Below are 16,715 nucleotides of genomic sequence, written 5' to 3'. Positions count from 1 at the left end.
TCCAGGTCAGTCCTGGCTTTGTGCGCGCTTCTTGCTGCTGACGGTGCGCTTCTTGACCCGCTTGATGGTGCCACCCGCAGTCACGCGCTCGTTGCCGAATACCTGCACCTTCTTGATGGTCGGGCGGCCGGTGCCATTCTTCGGGAAGCTCACCAGCTTGACGGTGCGGGGTCCGGGCATCCGGTCCTCGCGTTCCGCCGTCTGCTTGGCTGGCAGGGGCCGCCAGAGCACCAGCAGCTTGCCGATGTGCTGCACGGGGGCGGCATTGAGTTCGTCGGCCAGTTGGGCCAGCATGGCTTCGCGGGCCGTGCGATCGTCGGAGAAGACCCGCACCTTGATCAGGCCATGGGCCTTCAGGGCGGCATTGGTCTCCTTGACGATGGCGGGGGTGAGTCCGTCGGCACCGATCATGACGACCGGGTCGAGGTGGTGGGCTTCGCCGCGCTTTTCCTTGCGGTCCGCGGGCGTCAGTTGAATCGCAGGCATGTTCGTATTATCCCTTCAACATGAAGACACAAACCAAGAGCAAGAAGGTCAACAAGGCTTGGCTGCACGACCACGTCACGGATCCCTATGTGCGCATGGCGCAGAAAGAAGGGTTCCGGGCCCGTGCCGCCTACAAGCTCAAGGAGCTGGATGAGGCTTTCCATCTGGTGCGGCCAGGTCAGGTGGTGGTGGACCTGGGGGCCGCGCCAGGGGCCTGGAGCCAATACCTGCGTCGCCGTTTCGCGCCCAAGCAGGCCGGCGTCGGCGGCGCGGCAGTAGGGGAGCTGGACGGCACGATCATCGCGTTGGACCTGCTGGACTTCGAGCCGATCGAGGGGGTGACCTTCATCCAGGGCGACTTCCGCGAAGACAGCGTGCTGAAGCAGCTGGAGGAGGCCCTGGCGGGTCGCCCGGTCGACCTGGTGGTTTCGGACATGGCGCCCAATCTGTCGGGCATTGCCAGCGCCGACGCGGCCCGCATCGAGCATCTCGTTGAGCTGGCGGTCGACTTTTCCAGTCAGCATCTGCGCCCGGATGGAGCCCTGGTGGCGAAGGTGTTTCACGGGGCAGGTTACGATGCCTTGGTTCAGTTGTTCCGGCAGGCTTTCAGGGTGGTCAAGGTCCACAAGCCCAAGTCCTCGCGGGACAAATCGTCAGAAACCTTTCTGGTCGGAATGGGTCTGAAACGCGCTTGAGAGGTTTTGCTCTGTCGAATAAGCACGGAGGATGCCTCTTGGTCAAGAGGGTGGGCCTCTTGAACGGACTAGAATCGACCCCATCTACGGTGAGAGAACCGTGCCGGACGACATGACGGGCGGCAGCGTGCAATGGATCTTCTGAAGGAGCCGCGGTGAACAATCAATGGATTTCCAAGATCGCCGTCTGGTTGGTGATCGCCCTGGTGCTTTTCACCGTGTTCAAGCAGTTCGACCGCGTCTCCGTGCAGGGGCAGCAGGTCGGCTACTCGGAATTCCTGCAGGAAGTCCGTGACAAGAACATCAAGAGTGTGACCATCCAGGATGGGATGGGCAGCATCGACATCACCGCCACGACCACCGACGGTAACAAGATCCGGACCACCGGCACCCTGCTGGACCGCGGTCTGACCGGTGACCTGATCAACAACGGCGTCAAGTTCGATGTGCGCCCGCGCGAAGAGCCCTCGCTGCTGACCAGCCTGCTGGTTTCCTGGGGCCCGATGCTGCTGCTGATTGGCGTCTGGATCTACTTCATGCGCCAGATGCAGGGCGGCGGCAAGGGCGGGGCCTTCAGCTTCGGCAAGTCCAAGGCCCGCATGCTGGACGAGGCCAACAACTCGACCACCTTCGCTGACGTGGCCGGCTGCGACGAGGCCAAGGAAGAGGTCAAGGAACTGGTCGACTTCCTGAAGGATCCGCAGAAGTTCCAGAAGCTGGGCGGCCGCATTCCGCGTGGCGTGCTGCTGGTGGGCCCTCCGGGCACCGGCAAGACGCTGCTGGCCAAGGCCATCGCCGGCGAAGCCAAGGTGCCGTTCTTCAGCATCTCCGGCTCCGACTTCGTGGAAATGTTCGTCGGCGTGGGTGCGGCCCGCGTGCGCGACATGTTCGAACAGGCCAAGAAGAGCGCGCCCTGCATCATCTTCGTCGATGAGATCGACGCCGTCGGCCGTCACCGTGGGGCCGGCCTGGGCGGTGGCAACGACGAGCGCGAGCAGACCCTCAACCAGATGCTGGTCGAGATGGACGGCTTCGAGACCAACCTGGGCGTGATCGTGATGGCGGCCACCAACCGGCCGGACATCCTCGACCCCGCGCTGCTGCGCCCGGGCCGCTTCGACCGCCAGGTCTATGTGACCCTGCCGGACGTGCGCGGCCGTGAGCAGATCCTGAATGTGCACATGCGCAAGGTGCCGGTCGGCCAGGACATCCGGGCCGACATCCTGGCCCGTGGTACGCCGGGCTTCTCCGGTGCCGATTTGGCCAACCTGGTCAATGAAGCCGCCCTGTTCGCCGCCCGCCGCAATGGCCGGGTGGTCGAGATGGTCGACTTCGAGAAGGCCAAGGACAAGATCATGATGGGCCCCGAGCGCAAGTCCATGGTCATGCCCGAGGACGAGCGCCGCAACACCGCCTACCACGAGGCTGGCCACGCTCTGGTGGCGCGTCTGCTCCCCAAGACCGACCCGGTGCACAAGGTCACGGTCATTCCCCGTGGCCGTGCCCTGGGCGTGACGATGCAGCTGCCCGAAGGCGACCGCTACAGCATGGACAAAGAGCGCATGCTCTCGACCATCTCCGTGCTGTTTGGTGGCCGCATCGCCGAGGAGGTCTTCATGCATCAGATGACCACCGGTGCCAGCAACGACTTCGAGCGCGCCACGGCAATTGCACGCGACATGGTCACCCGCTACGGCATGACCGATGAACTCGGCCCCATGGTCTACGCAGAGAACGAGGGCGAGGTTTTCCTGGGCCGTTCGGTGACCAAGACCACCAGCATGTCCGAGGAGACGATGCGCAAGGTGGATTCGGTGATCCGCCGGATCATCGATGAGCAGTACGCCGCCGCCCGCAAGCTGATCGAGGACAACCAGGACAAGATGCACGCCATGGCCAAGGCCCTGCTGGACTGGGAGACCATCGACGCCGAGCAGATCGAGGACATCATGTCCGGCAAGCCCCCGCGCCCGCCCAAGGACTGGACCTCGAGCAACAGCAAGTCGGGCAGCGGCCCGACGCCGCCGGTCAACACCGACGGTGCGCCTGCCGCCGCCTGAGGCGGACTTCCTCCACCTTCAACGGGGCCTACGGGCCCCGTTGCCTGTTTCTGAACCGCCATGTTCTGGCAGACCGCCCGTTTCCGCATCGATCTGAGCCGCCCTCATGTGATGGGCATCGTCAACGCCACGCCGGATTCCTTTTCCGATGGGGGGCAGTTCTTCCGGCCCGAGGACGCCTGCGCGCGCTGCGATGCCTTGGTGGCGGAGGGCGTGGACATCCTCGACATCGGGGGGGAATCGACACGCCCTGGCTCGGTGGCGCCTGATTGGCGGGAGGAGTTGAGCCGGGTGCTGCCGGTGGTTCGCCATGCTGCGGGCCTGGGCGTGCCGGTTTCTGTGGACACCAGCCAGCCTGAGGTGATGCACGAGGTGTTGGCGGCCGGGGCGGACATCATCAACGATGTGCGCTCGCTGGACCGGCCTGGGGCCGTGGATGTTGTCCGGCAGGACCCGCAGGCCGGGGTCTGCCTGATGCACCGGCAGGGCGAGCCGACCACCATGCAGCAGGCACCGCGCTATGCCGATGTGACCGCCGAGGTGCAGGCCGACCTGGCGCGGCGCCTGGGGGGACTGGTGGCGGCCGGTGTGGCCGCGGAGCGGGTGGTGCTGGATCCGGGCTATGGCTTCGGCAAGACGGACGAACACAACATCACCCTGCTGCGCCAGCAGCGGCAGTTGCTGGCCTTGGGGCGGCCTCTGCTGGTGGGGTGGTCGCGCAAGCGCACCCTGGGTCAGCTGACGGGACGCCCGGTGGACCAGCGCCAGGCGGCCAGCGTGGCGGCGGCTCTGGCGGCCGTCACGCTGGGCGCCCGCATCGTGCGGGTGCACGATGTGGCGGCCACGGTCGATGCCCTCAAGGTCTGGCAGGCCGCTGGCTTGTCAGACCTTGAAGGCGTGTGCTCGCACTGAACACTTCGAACAACGACAACGACGAATCTGACATGGCACGACAGTATTTCGGCACCGATGGCATCCGCGGCACCGTGGGCCAGTTCCCGATCACCCCCGATTTCGCGCTTCGACTGGGGCATGCCGTGGGGCAGGTGTTGCAGCGTGTGGCCAGCGGGCGGCGCCCCACGGTGCTGATCGGCAAGGACACGCGGATCTCGGGCTACATGCTGGAGTCGGCGCTAGAGGCCGGCTTTGCCTCGGCTGGCGTGAACGTGCTGCTGACCGGGCCGCTGCCCACGCCGGGGGTGGCCTACCTCACCCGGGCCCTGCGTCTGGACCTGGGGGTGGTGATCAGCGCCTCGCACAACGCCTTTCCCGACAATGGCATCAAGTTCTTCAGCGCCAAGGGTGAGAAGCTGCCCGACGCCTGGGAAGAGGCCGTGGAGCGGGCTCTGGAGGAGCCGCCGGCCTGGGTGGATTCGGCGCGCCTGGGGCGGGCACGGCGTCTGGACGATGCGCAGGGGCGCTATGTCGAGTTCTGCAAGAGCACGGTCAGCGGCGAGCTCAATCTCAAGGGCCTGAAGTTCGTGGTCGACGCCGCGCACGGTGCGGCCTACCAGGTCGCACCGGCGGTGTTCCACGAGCTGGGCGGCGAAGTCACGTCGATCGGTGTGGCGCCCAATGGCATGAACATCAACGCAGGCGTCGGAGCCACGTCGCCGGCGGCTCTGGTGGCTGCGGTGAAGGAGCAGGGCGCCGATTACGGCGTGGCGCTGGATGGCGATGCCGACCGCCTGCAACTGGTCGACCGCGAGGGCCGGCTCTACAACGGCGACGAACTGCTCTATGTGATGGCCATGGACCGCAAGGCCCAGGGTGAGGCTGTGCCGGGCGTGGTCGGGACGCTGATGACCAACATGGCGGTCGAGGTCGCCCTGGCTGATCAGGGCATCGAACTGGTGCGCGCCAAGGTGGGTGACCGCTACGTGCTGGAGGAACTGGCCGCCCGCCGCTGGTTGCTGGGCGGGGAAAGCTCCGGCCATCTGCTGGCTCTGGACCGGCACAGCACGGGTGACGGCATCGTCAGCGCCCTGCAGGTGCTGCAGGCCGTCCAGCACAGCGGGCGCAGCCTGCAGGCCTTGCTGGAGGGCGTGAAGCTCTACCCGCAGGTGATGATCAACGTCCGGCTGAAGGACGGCGAGGATTGGCGGCAGAACATCCGCCTGGCCGACCTCACCCGGCAGGTCACGGCGGACCTGGGGCGGCAGGGGCGGGTGTTGATCCGGGCCTCCGGGACCGAGCCGGTGCTGCGTGTCATGGTCGAGGCCCGGGAGGAGTCACAGGCCCGCAAGGCTGCCGAAGCCTTGGCGGCCGCAGCACGTGGTGATGCCTAAGTTGCTGTTCCGAAAGAGAATTTCTGCTATTTTGACAGTTTTGTGACGGATTCGTGGCGCCAAGGGCCTGGTTGTCACGCGTCACGAACATGTCACAAAGCCTTTCTACAGTGCACGCATGGCCGGGGATGCCTCCGGCTTCACTGACGAAAGGTCTGTCTCATGGTTTCTTCTTTCGTTCGCTTCACCCTGGCGGGTGCCGCGCTGGTGGTGGCAACCGCCGCTTCGGCCCAGGACGTGACGGGTGCTGGTGCCTCCTTCCCGGCCCCGGTGTACGCCAAGTGGGCGGATGCCTACAACAAGGCCACCGGCGCGCGCATCAACTACCAGTCGGTGGGCTCCGGCGCCGGCATCAAGCAGATCAAGGCCAAGACGGTCGACTTTGGCGCTTCCGACATGCCGCTGAAGGACGAGGACCTGGCCAAGGACGGCCTGCTGCAGTTCCCGACCGTGATGGGCGGTGTGGTGCCGGTCGTCAATATCGCCGGCCTCAAGCCGGGTCAGCTGAAGCTGACCGGCACCGTGCTGGCCGAGATCTTCCTGGGCAAGGTCACCAAGTGGAATGACCCCGCCATCGCCGGCCTGAACGCCGGTGTGAAGCTGCCGGACGCCCAGATTGCCGTGGTGCACCGTGCCGATGGTTCCGGCACCAGCTTCCTGTTCACCAACTACCTGTCCAAGGTCAGCCCGGAGTGGAAGGAAAAAGTGGGTGACGGCACTGCCGTGAACTGGCCGGCGGGTGTCGGTGGCAAGGGCAACGAAGGTGTGTCGTCCTACGTGCTGCGCCTGCAGAACTCGATCGGCTACGTCGAGTACGCCTACGCCAAGCAGAACAAGATGACCCACGCCGCCCTGAAGAACAAGGACGGCCAGTATGTTCAGCCGGATGACATGACCTTCAAGGCCGCCGCTGCGGGCGCTGCCTGGGACAAGTCCTTCTACCAGGTGCTGACCGAACAGCCGGGCAAGGAGTCGTGGCCGATTTCCGGCGCCACGTTCATCCTGATGCACAAGGTGCAGGGCAAGCCCGAGCAGGCCGCGGCCGCGCTGAAGTTCTTCGACTGGTCCTACGCCAACGGCGACAAGATGGCCGCCGACCTGGACTACGTGCCGATGCCTGACGCGGTCAAGGGCCTGATCCGCAAGGAATGGGCCGGCATCAAGGACGGCGCCGGCAAGACGGTGACCGTCAAGTAATCAGGGCTGCCCCCTGCCAGCAAGTGCCGGCTGTCCTCAGGGCAGTCCGGCGCTTGCGCGCACCCACGGAGCTGTGAACGTGACTGCTACGATGCCTGCCAATCCCCTGTCCAATGATGGTGCGATGGCAAAGACTTCTCCTGCCGGCAAGCCGGCACCGCGGCGCGTCCGCGTGCCCTGGGCGGACCGCCTGTTTGCCATGGCGGCGCTGGGTGCCGCCTGGCTGACCCTGGCCCTGTTGCTGGGCATCCTGTTGTCACTGTTGGCCGGCGCCATGCCCGCCATCCGCGAATACGGCCTGTCGTTCCTCTGGCGATCCGAATGGGATCCCGTCGGAGACCAGTACGGCGGCCTGGTGATGATCTACGGCACGCTGATGACTTCGTTCATTGCGTTGCTGATCGCGGTGCCGGTGAGTTTCGGCATCGCCCTGTTCCTGACCGAACTCTCGCCTCAGTGGCTCAAGCGCCCGCTGGGGGTTGCGGTCGAACTGCTGGCCGCCGTGCCGTCCATCGTGTACGGCATGTGGGGCCTGCTGGTCTTCGGTCCGCTGCTGGCCACCTGGGTGCAGCAGCCCCTGCAGAATCTGTTCGGCAGTGTGCCGGTGCTGGGCACACTGTTCTCCGGTCCACCCGTGGGTCTGGGCATGCTCTCGGCCGGCATCATCCTGGCCATCATGATCATTCCCTTCATCGCCTCGGTGATGCGGGACGTGTTCGAGGTGACGCCCCCCATGCTCAAGGAGTCGGCCTACGGGCTGGGTTCGACCACCTGGGAGGTGGTCTCCAGGGTCGTGCTGCCCTACACCAAGACCGGTGTCATCGGCGGCATCATGCTGGGCCTGGGCCGGGCGCTGGGCGAAACCATGGCGGTCACGTTCGTGATCGGCAACATGAACCAGCTGTCCTCGATCTCGCTGTTCGAGCCGGGCAACAGCATCACCTCCGCGCTGGCCAATGAATTCGCCGAAGCGGGTGAAGGCCTGCACCAGGCCTCGCTGATCTACCTGGGCCTGGTGCTGTTCTTCATCACCTTCGTGGTGCTGGCCCTGTCCAAGCTGCTGCTGATGCGGCTCAAGAAGAACGAAGGGAGCCGCTCGTGAGTCTGGCTGCACTCGACGCAGGCCGCATGCGCCTGCACAACCGCCGCAAGCGTGTCAACGCGGTGGCGCTGACGCTCTCGCTGGGAGCCATGGCCTTCGGCGTGTTCTGGCTGCTGTGGATCCTCTGGGAAACCTTCCGCCTGGGCGTGGGGGGGCTGACCTTCTCGGTGTTCACCGAGATGACCCCGCCACCGCAGGCCGAGATCGGCGGTCTGGCCAACGCCATCTACGGCTCGCTGATGATGGTGACGCTGGCCACGGCGATTGGCACGCCCATCGGCATGATGGCCGGCATCTATCTGGCCGAGTACGGCAAGGACAACTGGCTGGGCCGCATCACCCAGTTCATCAACGACATCCTGCTGTCGGCGCCTTCGATCGTGATCGGCCTGTTCGTCTATTCGGTGGCCGTGGCGCCGATGAAGACCTTCTCCGGCTGGGCTGGGGTGATCGCCTTGGCCCTGATCGTCATCCCGGTGGTCATCCGCACGACTGAGAACATGCTGAGCCTGGTGCCGCATGCGCTGCGCGAGTCGGCCTATGCCCTGGGCACGCCGAAGTGGAAGGTGATCCTGTCGGTCACGCTGCGCTCGGCACGCTCGGGTGTGGTGACCGGTGTGCTGCTGGCTCTGGCCCGCATCTCGGGCGAGACGGCGCCGCTGCTCTTCACCGCGCTGTCCAACCAGTTCTGGACGTCCAACCTGGGCCAGCCGATGGCCAGCCTGCCGGTGACCATCTTCAAGTTCGCCATGAGCCCCTACGAGAACTGGCAGAAGCTGGCCTGGGCCGGCGTTTTCCTGATCACGATGGGCGTCCTGACGCTCAACATCATCGCGCGGGTCTTCTTCCGCAAGCAACAGTAATCCCTCACAGGCAGACGTCATGGACGCAAAAGTCGATACCAGCGTGACCGAGAAGGCCAAGATCTCGGTGCGGGACCTGAACTTCTACTACGGCAGCTTCCACGCGCTCAAGCACATCAACCTCGAGATCCCCGAGAAGAAGGCCACCGCCTTCATCGGCCCGTCGGGCTGCGGCAAGTCCACCCTGCTGCGCACCTTCAACCGCATGTTCGAGCTCTACCCCGAACAGCGCGCCGAAGGCGAGATCCTGGTGGACGGCGAGAACGTGCTGGACAGCAAGCTGGACGTGTCACTGATCCGCGCCAAGGTCGGCATGGTCTTCCAGAAGCCCACACCGTTCCCGATGTCGATCTACGACAACATCGCCTTCGGTGTGAAACTGTTCGAGAACCTCTCGCGCGTCGAGATGGACGAGCGAGTGGAGTGGGCGCTGAAGAAGGCCGCGCTGTGGAACGAGGTCAAGGACAAGCTGGGCCAGAGCGGCTCGGGCCTGTCCGGCGGCCAGCAGCAGCGCCTGTGCATCGCCCGTGGCATCGCCATCAAGCCTGAGGTGTTGCTGCTGGATGAGCCTTGCTCGGCGCTGGACCCGATCTCCACCGGCAAGGTCGAGGAGCTCATCACTGAGCTCAAGAGCGACTACACCGTGGTGATCGTCACCCACAACATGCAGCAGGCCGCCCGCGTGTCCGACTACACCGCCTACATGTACCTGGGCGACTTGGTTGAATTCGGCCCCACCCGTGAACTCTTCATGAAGCCCAAGAAGAAGGACACGGAAGACTACATCACCGGCCGCTTCGGCTGACCGGCCCGCTGCGGAATCCCAAGAGGATCACGACCATGACGGACAAGCATCTCTCGACCCAGTTCGACGCCGAGCTCAGCGCGGTGTCCACCCGCGTGCTCGAAATGGGCGGCCTGGTGGAAGCCCAGGTGGCTCAGGCCATCTACGCCCTGACCAACTACAGCGCCGAGACCGCCAGCCAGGTGTTGGCGATGGAAGAACGTGTGAACCAGCAGGAGGTGGAGATCGATGCCGACCTGTCGGCCATCATCGCCCGCCGCCAGCCCACCGCGCGCGACCTGCGCCTGCTGATCGCCATCTCCAAGACCATCGGCAACCTCGAGCGCGTGGGCGACGAGGCCGCTCGCATCGCCCGCACGGTGCAGCGTTTGATCAACACCGGCGTTTTCAGCCGCCTGCGCCTGCCGGTGTCGGACGTGTCCTTCGAGGCCACGCTGGCCACGGCCTCGCTGCGCAAGGCCCTGGATGCCTTCGCCCGCCTGGACACCGTGCAGGCTCTGGAAGTCATCAAGAACGACAACCAGATCGACCAGGAATTCGAGGGGATGATGCGCAAGCTCATCACCTACATGATGGAAGATCCCCGCACCATCTCGGCCAGCATCGACCTGGTGTTCGTGGCCAAGGCCATTGAGCGCGTGGGTGACCACGCCAAGAACCTGGCCGAGCAGATCATCTACATCGTCAAGGGCACGGACGTTCGCCACAACCCGGTCGAGACGGTCGAGACCGTCGCCCTGACCCGCAACTGAGCCCGGGAGGAACGAGATGCCTGCCGTGCTGGTGGTTGAAGACGAATCGGCGATCGCGGAACTCATCGCCATCAACCTGCGCCACGCAGGCTTCGAGGTGACGCTGGCCGAGAACGCCGACCAGGCCCAGATGGCCGTGGACGCGGTGCTGCCGGATCTGGTCTTGCTGGACTGGATGCTGCCAGGCCAATCCGGCGTGGCGCTGGCCCGGCGCTGGCGTGGCGAGGCCCGCACCAAGGAACTGCCCATCATCATGCTCACCGCCCGTGCGGATGAGAGCGACAAGGTGGCCGGATTGGATGCGGGTGCCGATGATTACCTGACCAAGCCCTTCTCGACCCAGGAACTGCTGGCCCGCATCCGGGCCGTGCTGCGCCGCCGGGTGCCCGAGGCGCTCGACTCTGCGGTCGAGGTGGGTGGCCTGCGCCTGGATCCGTCGACTCGCCGGGTCAGCCGCAATGGCGTGGATCTCAAGCTGGGACCGACCGAGTTCCGCCTGCTCCACTTCCTGATGACCCACCCCGAACGGGTGCACAGCCGCGCCCAGTTGTTGGACCGTGTCTGGGGCGACCATGTGTTCATTGAGGAGCGCACGGTCGATGTGCATGTCAAACGCCTGCGTGAGGCACTCACGCCGGCGCGCTGCGCCCAGATGATCGAGACGGTCCGGGGGGCGGGTTATCGCCTGACCCAGCAGGTCGCGGTGTCCTCCCACTGAGGACGGCGGACCACAGGGCAACAGGCGAAGGGCGAGAGCGGCATGTTCTGGTTGGCACCGAGGGTGCTCTTGATGGTCCTGGCTGTGGCTGGGGCCGCCACGGCGGGGGCCTGGGTTCTGGCCGATTCAGCCTGGGCCCTGTGGGGCGCAGTGGGCGGGGCCGGCCTGGCGAGTGCTCTGGTCTGTCTGGTCGACAGTTGGCGCGGGGTGCGGCTGCTGCGCTGGCTCAGTGGTCACCAGGACACCGATGCCCCGGTCATGGGCGGTTTTTGGGGCGAACTCTCCGCACGGGCCGAGCGGGTCATCCGCAAGCGTGAGAGGGACACCCGGCGCGAGCAAGACCAGCTTCAGCAGTTCCTCAACGGCATCGAGGCCTCGCCCAACGGGGTGCTGATGCTGGACGCCGGCGAGCAGATCGAATGGTGCAACCAGATGGCGGCCGATCATCTGGGGCTCGACGCTCACCGGGATCTGCGCCAGCGCATCACCAACCTCGTTCGCGCACCGGCCTTTGTGGCCCACCTGCATGCCCGCAACCACGAGCAGTCGGTGCAAATTCCTGCGCCGGGTGGGACCGGCCTGATTTCCATCGTCGTGCGTCCCTATGGCGAAGGGCAGCGCCTGCTGCTGACCCAGGACGTGACGGCCCGCGAACGCGCGGACAAGACCCGGCGGGATTTTGTGGCCAACGTGTCGCACGAAATTCGGACGCCACTGACCGTGCTCGCCGGCTTCGTCGAAACCATGTCTTCGCTGCCACTGACCGAGGTGGAGCGGCAGCGGGTGCTGGGGTTGATGGCCCAGCAGACCCGGCGCATGCAGTCCCTGGTGGGCGACTTGTTGGCCTTGGCGCGGCTGGAAGACAGCCCGCGCCCCCCGACAGACCAATGGTGGCCCCTGGCCCGCGTCGGCGCAGCGGTCGAGGCCGAGGCCCGTGGGCTGTCGGCCGGGCGACATCCGCTGGAATTCGACTGGGGCGTCTGGCAGGTGGCCGGCAGCGAAGTGGAACTGCAGAGCGGCATCGGCAACCTCGTCAACAATGCCATCCGCTACACCCCGGAGGGGGGCACCATCCGCGTGTCGACCGTGTCGCGGGTGGACGGCGGGCTGGAGATTCGTGTGAACGACAGTGGCGCAGGCATTGCGCCGGAGCACCTTCCTCGGCTGGCCGAGCGCTTCTACCGCGTGGATGGGAGCCGTTCACGCGAGACCGGTGGCACTGGTCTGGGCCTGTCCATCGTCAAGCATGTGGCGCAGCGCCACGGCGGCGAGTTGCGCATCACCAGCGAACTCGGACACGGTTCGTGCTTCACGCTGGTGCTGCCAGCGGCCCGGGTGCAGGCCCTGTCGCAGACGCAGCCTGCTGAACCGGTTTCTTTCTGAGCAGGCAGTCAGTCCCGGCCACCCGCCGAGGGGCTTTCAGGGGGCTGCCCGATAGAGGGTGAAGTACTCACGGCCATCGACCGGTCGTCGGATGCGGGCCACCTCAGTCCAGCCTGAAGGCGCCTGCGCCAGCGAGGGGGTGCGCGTCATGACCAGCAGGAATCGGCAGTGCAGGCTGGGTTCGGCCGCAGCATCCAGCGCATAGCCACCGAACACCTCGAGGCCGGCCAGGTGGGTGCGGCTGAGGTCCGGTGCCCGGATGCACTCGCCCGCGGGCACGAAACGGGCAATGCGCTGCACCAGCGGACGCGTGCTGCGGGCGTAGTCCACCACGGGCAGGAGCAGGGTCATCGTGAGCAGCCAGGTCAGGGCCACGCCACTGGCCGGCAGCACCAGGCTCTTCCAGAGTGGATGCCGATGCCGTGAGGTGCGCCAGCGCACCAGCCACAGCCAAGCCAGTGTGCCCGCGATGGCAAAGGCCAGATGAACCGGCGAGAAGGAGGGCTCGAATCCAGGTGCCAGGCGTTGCAGATGCTGCAGGGGCTTCGGGGGCAGGTTCAGCTGGATGGAGCTGTAGATCACCCAGACAGCCAGGGCAGAGACACTGAAGAAGAAGACCGAGAACCAGTCGATTGCCGCGCTGGCGCCGCGCTGAAGGGTGGGCAGCGAGAAGGCCGCCAGGATGGCCATTCCGGGCACCGCCAGCAGCAGGGCCCGGTCCGAGCCACCCATGGCGGCCGACGCCACCAGACCGACCAGGACGCTGCCCAAGGGGATGCTGATGTGCCGCTGTGTCCAGTGGCCGCGCCAGCGCCAGAGCGTCCAGGCGGACAGCGGCAGTGTGGGCCAGGTGAACCACAGGAGCAGGCGGGCAAAGCCCGCCCAGGCACCAGCGTCCAGATGGGTTTCGATGCGCCACTGCCAGGCATGGGTGGCGGTGGCGGCCGCCAGTCCGAGCACCATGCCGGCGATCAGCCAGGGCACCATCTTGCGCATGGCCGGATAGCGGGAGTGGGGGCTGATCAGCACCGCGATCAGGCCCATGCCCAACGACATGCTGGGCGCGCCGGACAGGGCCAGCGCGGGCAGTGCGACGATGACGGCCAGACGGGCTGTCCAGATCCCCCCTGGAGCTGCCGCCAGGGCCCAGGTGAACAGGGCCACCAGACTCAGCTGCATCAGCTCCGGCGTGGTTTCATGCCCCAGCTGCAGCAGGCCCAGCGTGCCGATGGTGGCCAGCAGGGCGCCATCGGCCAGCGTGCGGGCATAGCCGACAGGATCGGCTTCACCGCCGAAGGCAAAGGGCAGCGGCTGGGCCGCATCGGTGCGGGCCAGGTGGTACGTGGCGTACCAGATCAGCCCCAGGGTCAGGGCCAGCAGCAGGGCGAAGGGCAGTCGCGCCGCCAGGGCTGGGTCCATCCACGGCCCCAGCAACTGGACTGACCAGGCGCCCAGCCAGTGCGGAAGCAGCGCGGTTTCCGGTGGCAGGCCCCCCAGCGAGGGTGCCCACCAGTCCATGCGGCCCTGGGCCAGGCCCCACATGTAGCCGTAGGCCGTCAGGTCAGCGTTGCGCCATGGATCCCGCCCGAACAGCCCGGGCAGCAGGTAGGCGGCGCAGAACAGCAGCAGGGCGATGCGTGGCAGGCGCTCGACGGCACGCTGCGGGACGACGGCAGGGGTCGGAAGGTTCACGGGTCAATGATGCCAAACAGGCTTCGGCCACAGGGTTGGGACCGACGAAAAAAAAGGCAGCCACAGGCTGCCTTCTTGTTCCGTGTTCGCACGGGAGGGGCCGCCACATGTGCGGCCCCGCGCCATCACTTCTTGCTGAGGTGGGCGAACTTGTTGCGGAACTTCTCGACGCGGCCGCCCAGCGTGTCGACGCTCTTTTGCTGGCCGGTGTAGAACGCGTGCGATTCGCTGGAGGTTTCCAGCTTGAACAGCGGCAACTCGCGGCCGTCGTCCATCTTGACCATTTCCTTGGTCGGCGCGCACGAGCGCGTCACGAACTTGAAACCGTTGGACAGGTCCACGAAGCAGACTTCGCGGTAGTTCGGGTGGATGCCTTCTTTCATGGCGCTTCGCAGGCGTTTCCGCCTTCCTTCATCGCTGGTGAGCCGGGAGCCACGTGACGCCCCATGCCCCACGCACTTTCCGACAGCGGAAAACTCTAGATTATAGCGCAGAGATACCGCGCTGCGCCAGCGACTCCAGGCCGCTGGCGGGTGGCCTCATCAGCCGCCCCGACGCATCATGTCGAAGAAGTCGAGGTTGTTCTTGGAGGCCTTCATCTTGTCGAGGACGAATTCCATCGCCTCCATCTCGTCCATGTTGTAGAGCAGCTTTCGCAGGATCCACGTCTTCTGCATGATCTCGGGCTTGAGCAGCAGCTCTTCGCGCCGGGTGCCCGACTTGTTGATCAGGATCGAGGGGTAGACGCGCTTCTCGGCCATGCGGCGATCCAGGTGGATTTCGCAGTTGCCGGTGCCCTTGAATTCCTCGTAGATCACCTCGTCCATCTTGGAGCCGGTGTCGATCAGCGCGGTGCCGATGATGGTCAGCGAGCCGCCTTCCTCCACATTGCGAGCGGCGCCGAAGAAGCGCTTGGGGCGCTGCAGTGCGTTGGCGTCCACACCGCCGGTCAGCACCTTGCCGGAGCTGGGCAGCACGTTGTTGTAGGCGCGGGCCAGGCGGGTGATCGAGTCCAGCAGGATGACCACGTCCTTGCCCAGTTCCACCAGGCGCTTGGCGCGTTCGATCACCATCTCGGCCACCTGCACATGGCGGGCCGCGGGTTCGTCGAAGGTGGAGCTGATGACTTCGCCGCGCACGGTGCGCACCATCTCGGTCACTTCTTCCGGCCGCTCGTCGACCAGCAGCACGATCAGGTGGATCTCAGGATGGTTGGCCACCAGCGCGTGGGCGATGTGCTTCATCATCATCGTCTTGCCGGTCTTGGGCTGGGCCACCAGCAGTGCGCGCTGGCCTTTGCCGATCGGGGCGATGAGATCGATGATGCGGCCGGTGATGTTCTCGTCGGCCTTCAGGCCGTCACGCTCGAGCTTGAACGCCTCTTTCGGGAAGAGGGGCGTCAGGTTCTCGAACATGATCTTGTGCTTGTTCTCCTCCGGGCTCAGGCCGTTGACACGGTCGACCTTCACCAGGGCGAAGTAGCGCTCGCCATCCTTGGGCACACGCACCTCACCCTCCACCAGGTCACCCGTGTGGAGGTTGAAGCGGCGCACCTGGCTGGGGCTCAGGTAGATGTCGTCGGTCGACGCCATGTAGCTGGTGTCGATCGAGCGCAGGAAGCCGAAGCCGTCGGGCAGCACTTCCAGCACGCCGTCACCGAAGACCTGTTCACCGGCCTTGGCGCGCTTCTTCATGATCGCGAACATCAGCTCCTGCTTGCGCAGACGAGCGACGTTGTCGATCTCCAGCTCCTCACCCATCGTGATGAGTGCGGAGACGTGAAGCGCCTTCAATTCAGAAAGATGCATCGGGGGTCACCCTTGGGGTGGAACGCCACGGGGGCAGGGGCACACGGACCTGAATGAAAACTCTCAGGGACCGGCTCGCCTCAGGGCAAGCACCTTGTCGCGACCATCAGGGCGCGATGCTCGTGGAAACGGTTGGAGGGGGCGGGGGCCGTGAATCTGGCGTGCCAGGGAGCCGGTGGGCTCCGGACGCTGCGGCCTCAAGCCTGTTTGCAGCCACGGGGCGGCCTGAATTCAGGCCTCACCCCGGTGCGACAGGCGAGATTATAGATGGCTCTCGAGGAATTGGGCCAGTTGGGCCTTGGACAGGGCGCCCACCTTGGTGGCAGCCAGCTGGCCATCCTTGAACAGCATCAGGGTCGGGATGCCGCGGATGCCGAATTTGGCCGGGACATCGCGGTTCTCGTCGACGTTCATCTTGGCGATCTGCAGACGCTCGCCATATTCCTTGGCAGTTTCGTCCAGGATGGGGGCAATCATCTTGCAGGGGCCGCACCATTCGGCCCAGTAGTCCACCAGGACGGGCTTGCCGGACTTCAGAACGTCAGCTTCGAACGAAGCGTCGGAGATGTGCTTGATCAGTTCGCTGCTCATGGAAATTTCCTAAGGGGGCTTCAGCCTGGCAGCGAAACGCTGGGCCCGCAGGGCGGCCCCAAGGGCTTCGTCAGCTGAAGTGCGAGAGATTCTGACACATCCGCTTTGGGCGTGCCGGAGGCAGGGCCAGCCCCCGCAGCACATCGTGGCGTGGAAACTGGTGGGGGTTTGACCGGTACATCGGGCGCTCGCCCGGCCAGGAATGCATTTCCAATCGGATCCAAACAGCCGTCTTTCCGATGTCCAGCGCCGCCAGTTCCTCTCAAGACTCCGCT

At 65.6% G+C, this 16,715-nt stretch carries 16 protein-coding genes; 11 read left to right on the top strand and 5 right to left on the bottom strand.

From position 1 onward, the window contains the following. Window positions 1–6: 6 nt before the first annotated feature. Window positions 7–486 carry a YhbY family RNA-binding protein gene (locus tag M0L44_RS08255; RefSeq protein ID WP_252769156.1) on the bottom strand — a complete coding sequence of 160 codons (480 nt, stop codon included), beginning with the start codon at window positions 484–486 and terminating at the stop codon, window positions 7–9. Between the two features lie 20 nt (window positions 487–506). Between M0L44_RS08255 and M0L44_RS08250 the strand changes: the two genes are divergently transcribed. The 11 genes from M0L44_RS08250 to phoR all read left to right on the top strand — a co-directional run bounded on the left by M0L44_RS08250 (window position 507) and on the right by phoR (window position 12,349). Further along, entirely contained in the window at window positions 507–1,181 is a 675-nt protein-coding gene (locus M0L44_RS08250) for an RlmE family RNA methyltransferase (RefSeq protein WP_252769155.1), read from the top strand. Window positions 1,182–1,336: 155 nt separating this feature from the next. After that, entirely contained in the window at window positions 1,337–3,241 is a 1,905-nt protein-coding gene (gene ftsH, locus M0L44_RS08245; RefSeq protein ID WP_252769154.1) for an ATP-dependent zinc metalloprotease FtsH, read from the top strand. A 60-nt stretch (window positions 3,242–3,301) separates the two neighbouring features. Then, complete coding sequence (gene folP, locus M0L44_RS08240; protein WP_252769153.1) at window positions 3,302–4,153, top strand: dihydropteroate synthase; 852 nt, start codon at window positions 3,302–3,304, stop codon at window positions 4,151–4,153. A gap of 32 nt (window positions 4,154–4,185) precedes the next feature. Further along, entirely contained in the window at window positions 4,186–5,529 is a 1,344-nt protein-coding gene (gene glmM, locus M0L44_RS08235; protein WP_252769152.1) for a phosphoglucosamine mutase, read from the top strand. A gap of 162 nt (window positions 5,530–5,691) precedes the next feature. Further along, window positions 5,692–6,726, top strand: a complete 1,035-nt coding sequence (gene pstS, locus M0L44_RS08230) for a phosphate ABC transporter substrate-binding protein PstS (protein ID WP_252769151.1) — start codon at window positions 5,692–5,694, stop codon at window positions 6,724–6,726. Window positions 6,727–6,850: 124 nt separating this feature from the next. After that, window positions 6,851–7,828 carry a phosphate ABC transporter permease PstC gene (pstC, locus tag M0L44_RS08225; RefSeq protein ID WP_252769150.1) on the top strand — a complete coding sequence of 326 codons (978 nt, stop codon included), beginning with the start codon at window positions 6,851–6,853 and terminating at the stop codon, window positions 7,826–7,828. Further along, a complete protein-coding gene (gene pstA / locus M0L44_RS08220; RefSeq protein ID WP_354004107.1) occupies window positions 7,825–8,691 on the top strand; it encodes a phosphate ABC transporter permease PstA in 867 nt (288 codons plus the stop codon). Before pstC ends, pstA begins: the two co-directional genes overlap by 4 nt. A 19-nt stretch (window positions 8,692–8,710) precedes the next feature. Continuing rightward, the gene (pstB, locus tag M0L44_RS08215; protein WP_252769149.1) at window positions 8,711–9,496 is read left to right on the top strand and encodes a phosphate ABC transporter ATP-binding protein PstB; all 786 of its coding nucleotides are present in this window, start codon (window positions 8,711–8,713) and stop codon (window positions 9,494–9,496) included. Window positions 9,497–9,531: 35 nt separating this feature from the next. Further along, a complete protein-coding gene (phoU, locus tag M0L44_RS08210) occupies window positions 9,532–10,248 on the top strand; it encodes a phosphate signaling complex protein PhoU (RefSeq protein ID WP_252769148.1) in 717 nt (238 codons plus the stop codon). A 16-nt stretch (window positions 10,249–10,264) separates the two neighbouring features. Further along, entirely contained in the window at window positions 10,265–10,966 is a 702-nt protein-coding gene (gene phoB, locus M0L44_RS08205; protein WP_022980798.1) for a phosphate regulon transcriptional regulator PhoB, read from the top strand. 72 nt (window positions 10,967–11,038) lie between these two features. Then, entirely contained in the window at window positions 11,039–12,349 is a 1,311-nt protein-coding gene (phoR, locus tag M0L44_RS08200; protein ID WP_290429045.1) for a phosphate regulon sensor histidine kinase PhoR, read from the top strand. Window positions 12,350–12,385: 36 nt separating this feature from the next. On the opposite strand, the gene M0L44_RS08195 is transcribed toward phoR, so the two are convergent. From M0L44_RS08195 to trxA, 4 genes are all read right to left on the bottom strand, one after another. Continuing rightward, the gene (locus tag M0L44_RS08195; RefSeq protein ID WP_252769147.1) at window positions 12,386–14,041 is read right to left on the bottom strand and encodes a hypothetical protein; all 1,656 of its coding nucleotides are present in this window, start codon (window positions 14,039–14,041) and stop codon (window positions 12,386–12,388) included. Window positions 14,042–14,166: 125 nt separating this feature from the next. After that, the gene (locus M0L44_RS08190) at window positions 14,167–14,424 is read right to left on the bottom strand and encodes a type B 50S ribosomal protein L31 (protein WP_252769146.1); all 258 of its coding nucleotides are present in this window, start codon (window positions 14,422–14,424) and stop codon (window positions 14,167–14,169) included. A 159-nt stretch (window positions 14,425–14,583) separates the two neighbouring features. Further along, window positions 14,584–15,849 (bottom strand): transcription termination factor Rho, encoded by a 1,266-nt coding sequence (gene rho, locus M0L44_RS08185; RefSeq protein WP_252769145.1) that lies wholly within the window; start codon window positions 15,847–15,849, stop codon window positions 14,584–14,586. Between the two features lie 261 nt (window positions 15,850–16,110). Beyond that, on the bottom strand, window positions 16,111–16,440 hold the full coding sequence (trxA, locus tag M0L44_RS08180; RefSeq protein ID WP_252769144.1) for a thioredoxin TrxA: 330 nt from the start codon (window positions 16,438–16,440) through the stop codon (window positions 16,111–16,113). Window positions 16,441–16,715 lie beyond the last annotated feature (275 nt).

Origin of the sequence: Ideonella oryzae, assembly GCF_024055665.1 — a bacterium.
GTDB classification, from domain to species: domain Bacteria; phylum Pseudomonadota; class Gammaproteobacteria; order Burkholderiales; family Burkholderiaceae_C; genus Ideonella; species Ideonella oryzae.
This window is presented reverse-complemented; position numbering and strand designations above follow the sequence as displayed.

What these genes read in the sequence shown, in the direction of transcription:
- M0L44_RS08255 (WP_252769156.1), bottom strand. Translation starts at nt 486, where the DNA reads ATGCCTGCGATTCAACTGACGCCCGCGGACCGCAAGGAAAAGCGCGGC.
- M0L44_RS08250 (WP_252769155.1), top strand. Translation starts at nt 507, where the DNA reads ATGAAGACACAAACCAAGAGCAAGAAGGTCAACAAGGCTTGGCTGCAC.
- folP (WP_252769153.1), top strand. Translation starts at nt 3,302, where the DNA reads ATGTTCTGGCAGACCGCCCGTTTCCGCATCGATCTGAGCCGCCCTCAT.
- glmM (WP_252769152.1), top strand. Translation starts at nt 4,186, where the DNA reads ATGGCACGACAGTATTTCGGCACCGATGGCATCCGCGGCACCGTGGGC.
- pstS (WP_252769151.1), top strand. Translation starts at nt 5,692, where the DNA reads ATGGTTTCTTCTTTCGTTCGCTTCACCCTGGCGGGTGCCGCGCTGGTG.
- pstC (WP_252769150.1), top strand. Translation starts at nt 6,851, where the DNA reads ATGGCAAAGACTTCTCCTGCCGGCAAGCCGGCACCGCGGCGCGTCCGC.
- pstB (WP_252769149.1), top strand. Translation starts at nt 8,711, where the DNA reads ATGGACGCAAAAGTCGATACCAGCGTGACCGAGAAGGCCAAGATCTCG.
- phoU (WP_252769148.1), top strand. Translation starts at nt 9,532, where the DNA reads ATGACGGACAAGCATCTCTCGACCCAGTTCGACGCCGAGCTCAGCGCG.
- phoB (WP_022980798.1), top strand. Translation starts at nt 10,265, where the DNA reads ATGCCTGCCGTGCTGGTGGTTGAAGACGAATCGGCGATCGCGGAACTC.
- phoR (WP_290429045.1), top strand. Translation starts at nt 11,039, where the DNA reads ATGGTCCTGGCTGTGGCTGGGGCCGCCACGGCGGGGGCCTGGGTTCTG.
- M0L44_RS08190 (WP_252769146.1), bottom strand. Translation starts at nt 14,424, where the DNA reads ATGAAAGAAGGCATCCACCCGAACTACCGCGAAGTCTGCTTCGTGGAC.
- rho (WP_252769145.1), bottom strand. Translation starts at nt 15,849, where the DNA reads ATGCATCTTTCTGAATTGAAGGCGCTTCACGTCTCCGCACTCATCACG.
- trxA (WP_252769144.1), bottom strand. Translation starts at nt 16,440, where the DNA reads ATGAGCAGCGAACTGATCAAGCACATCTCCGACGCTTCGTTCGAAGCT.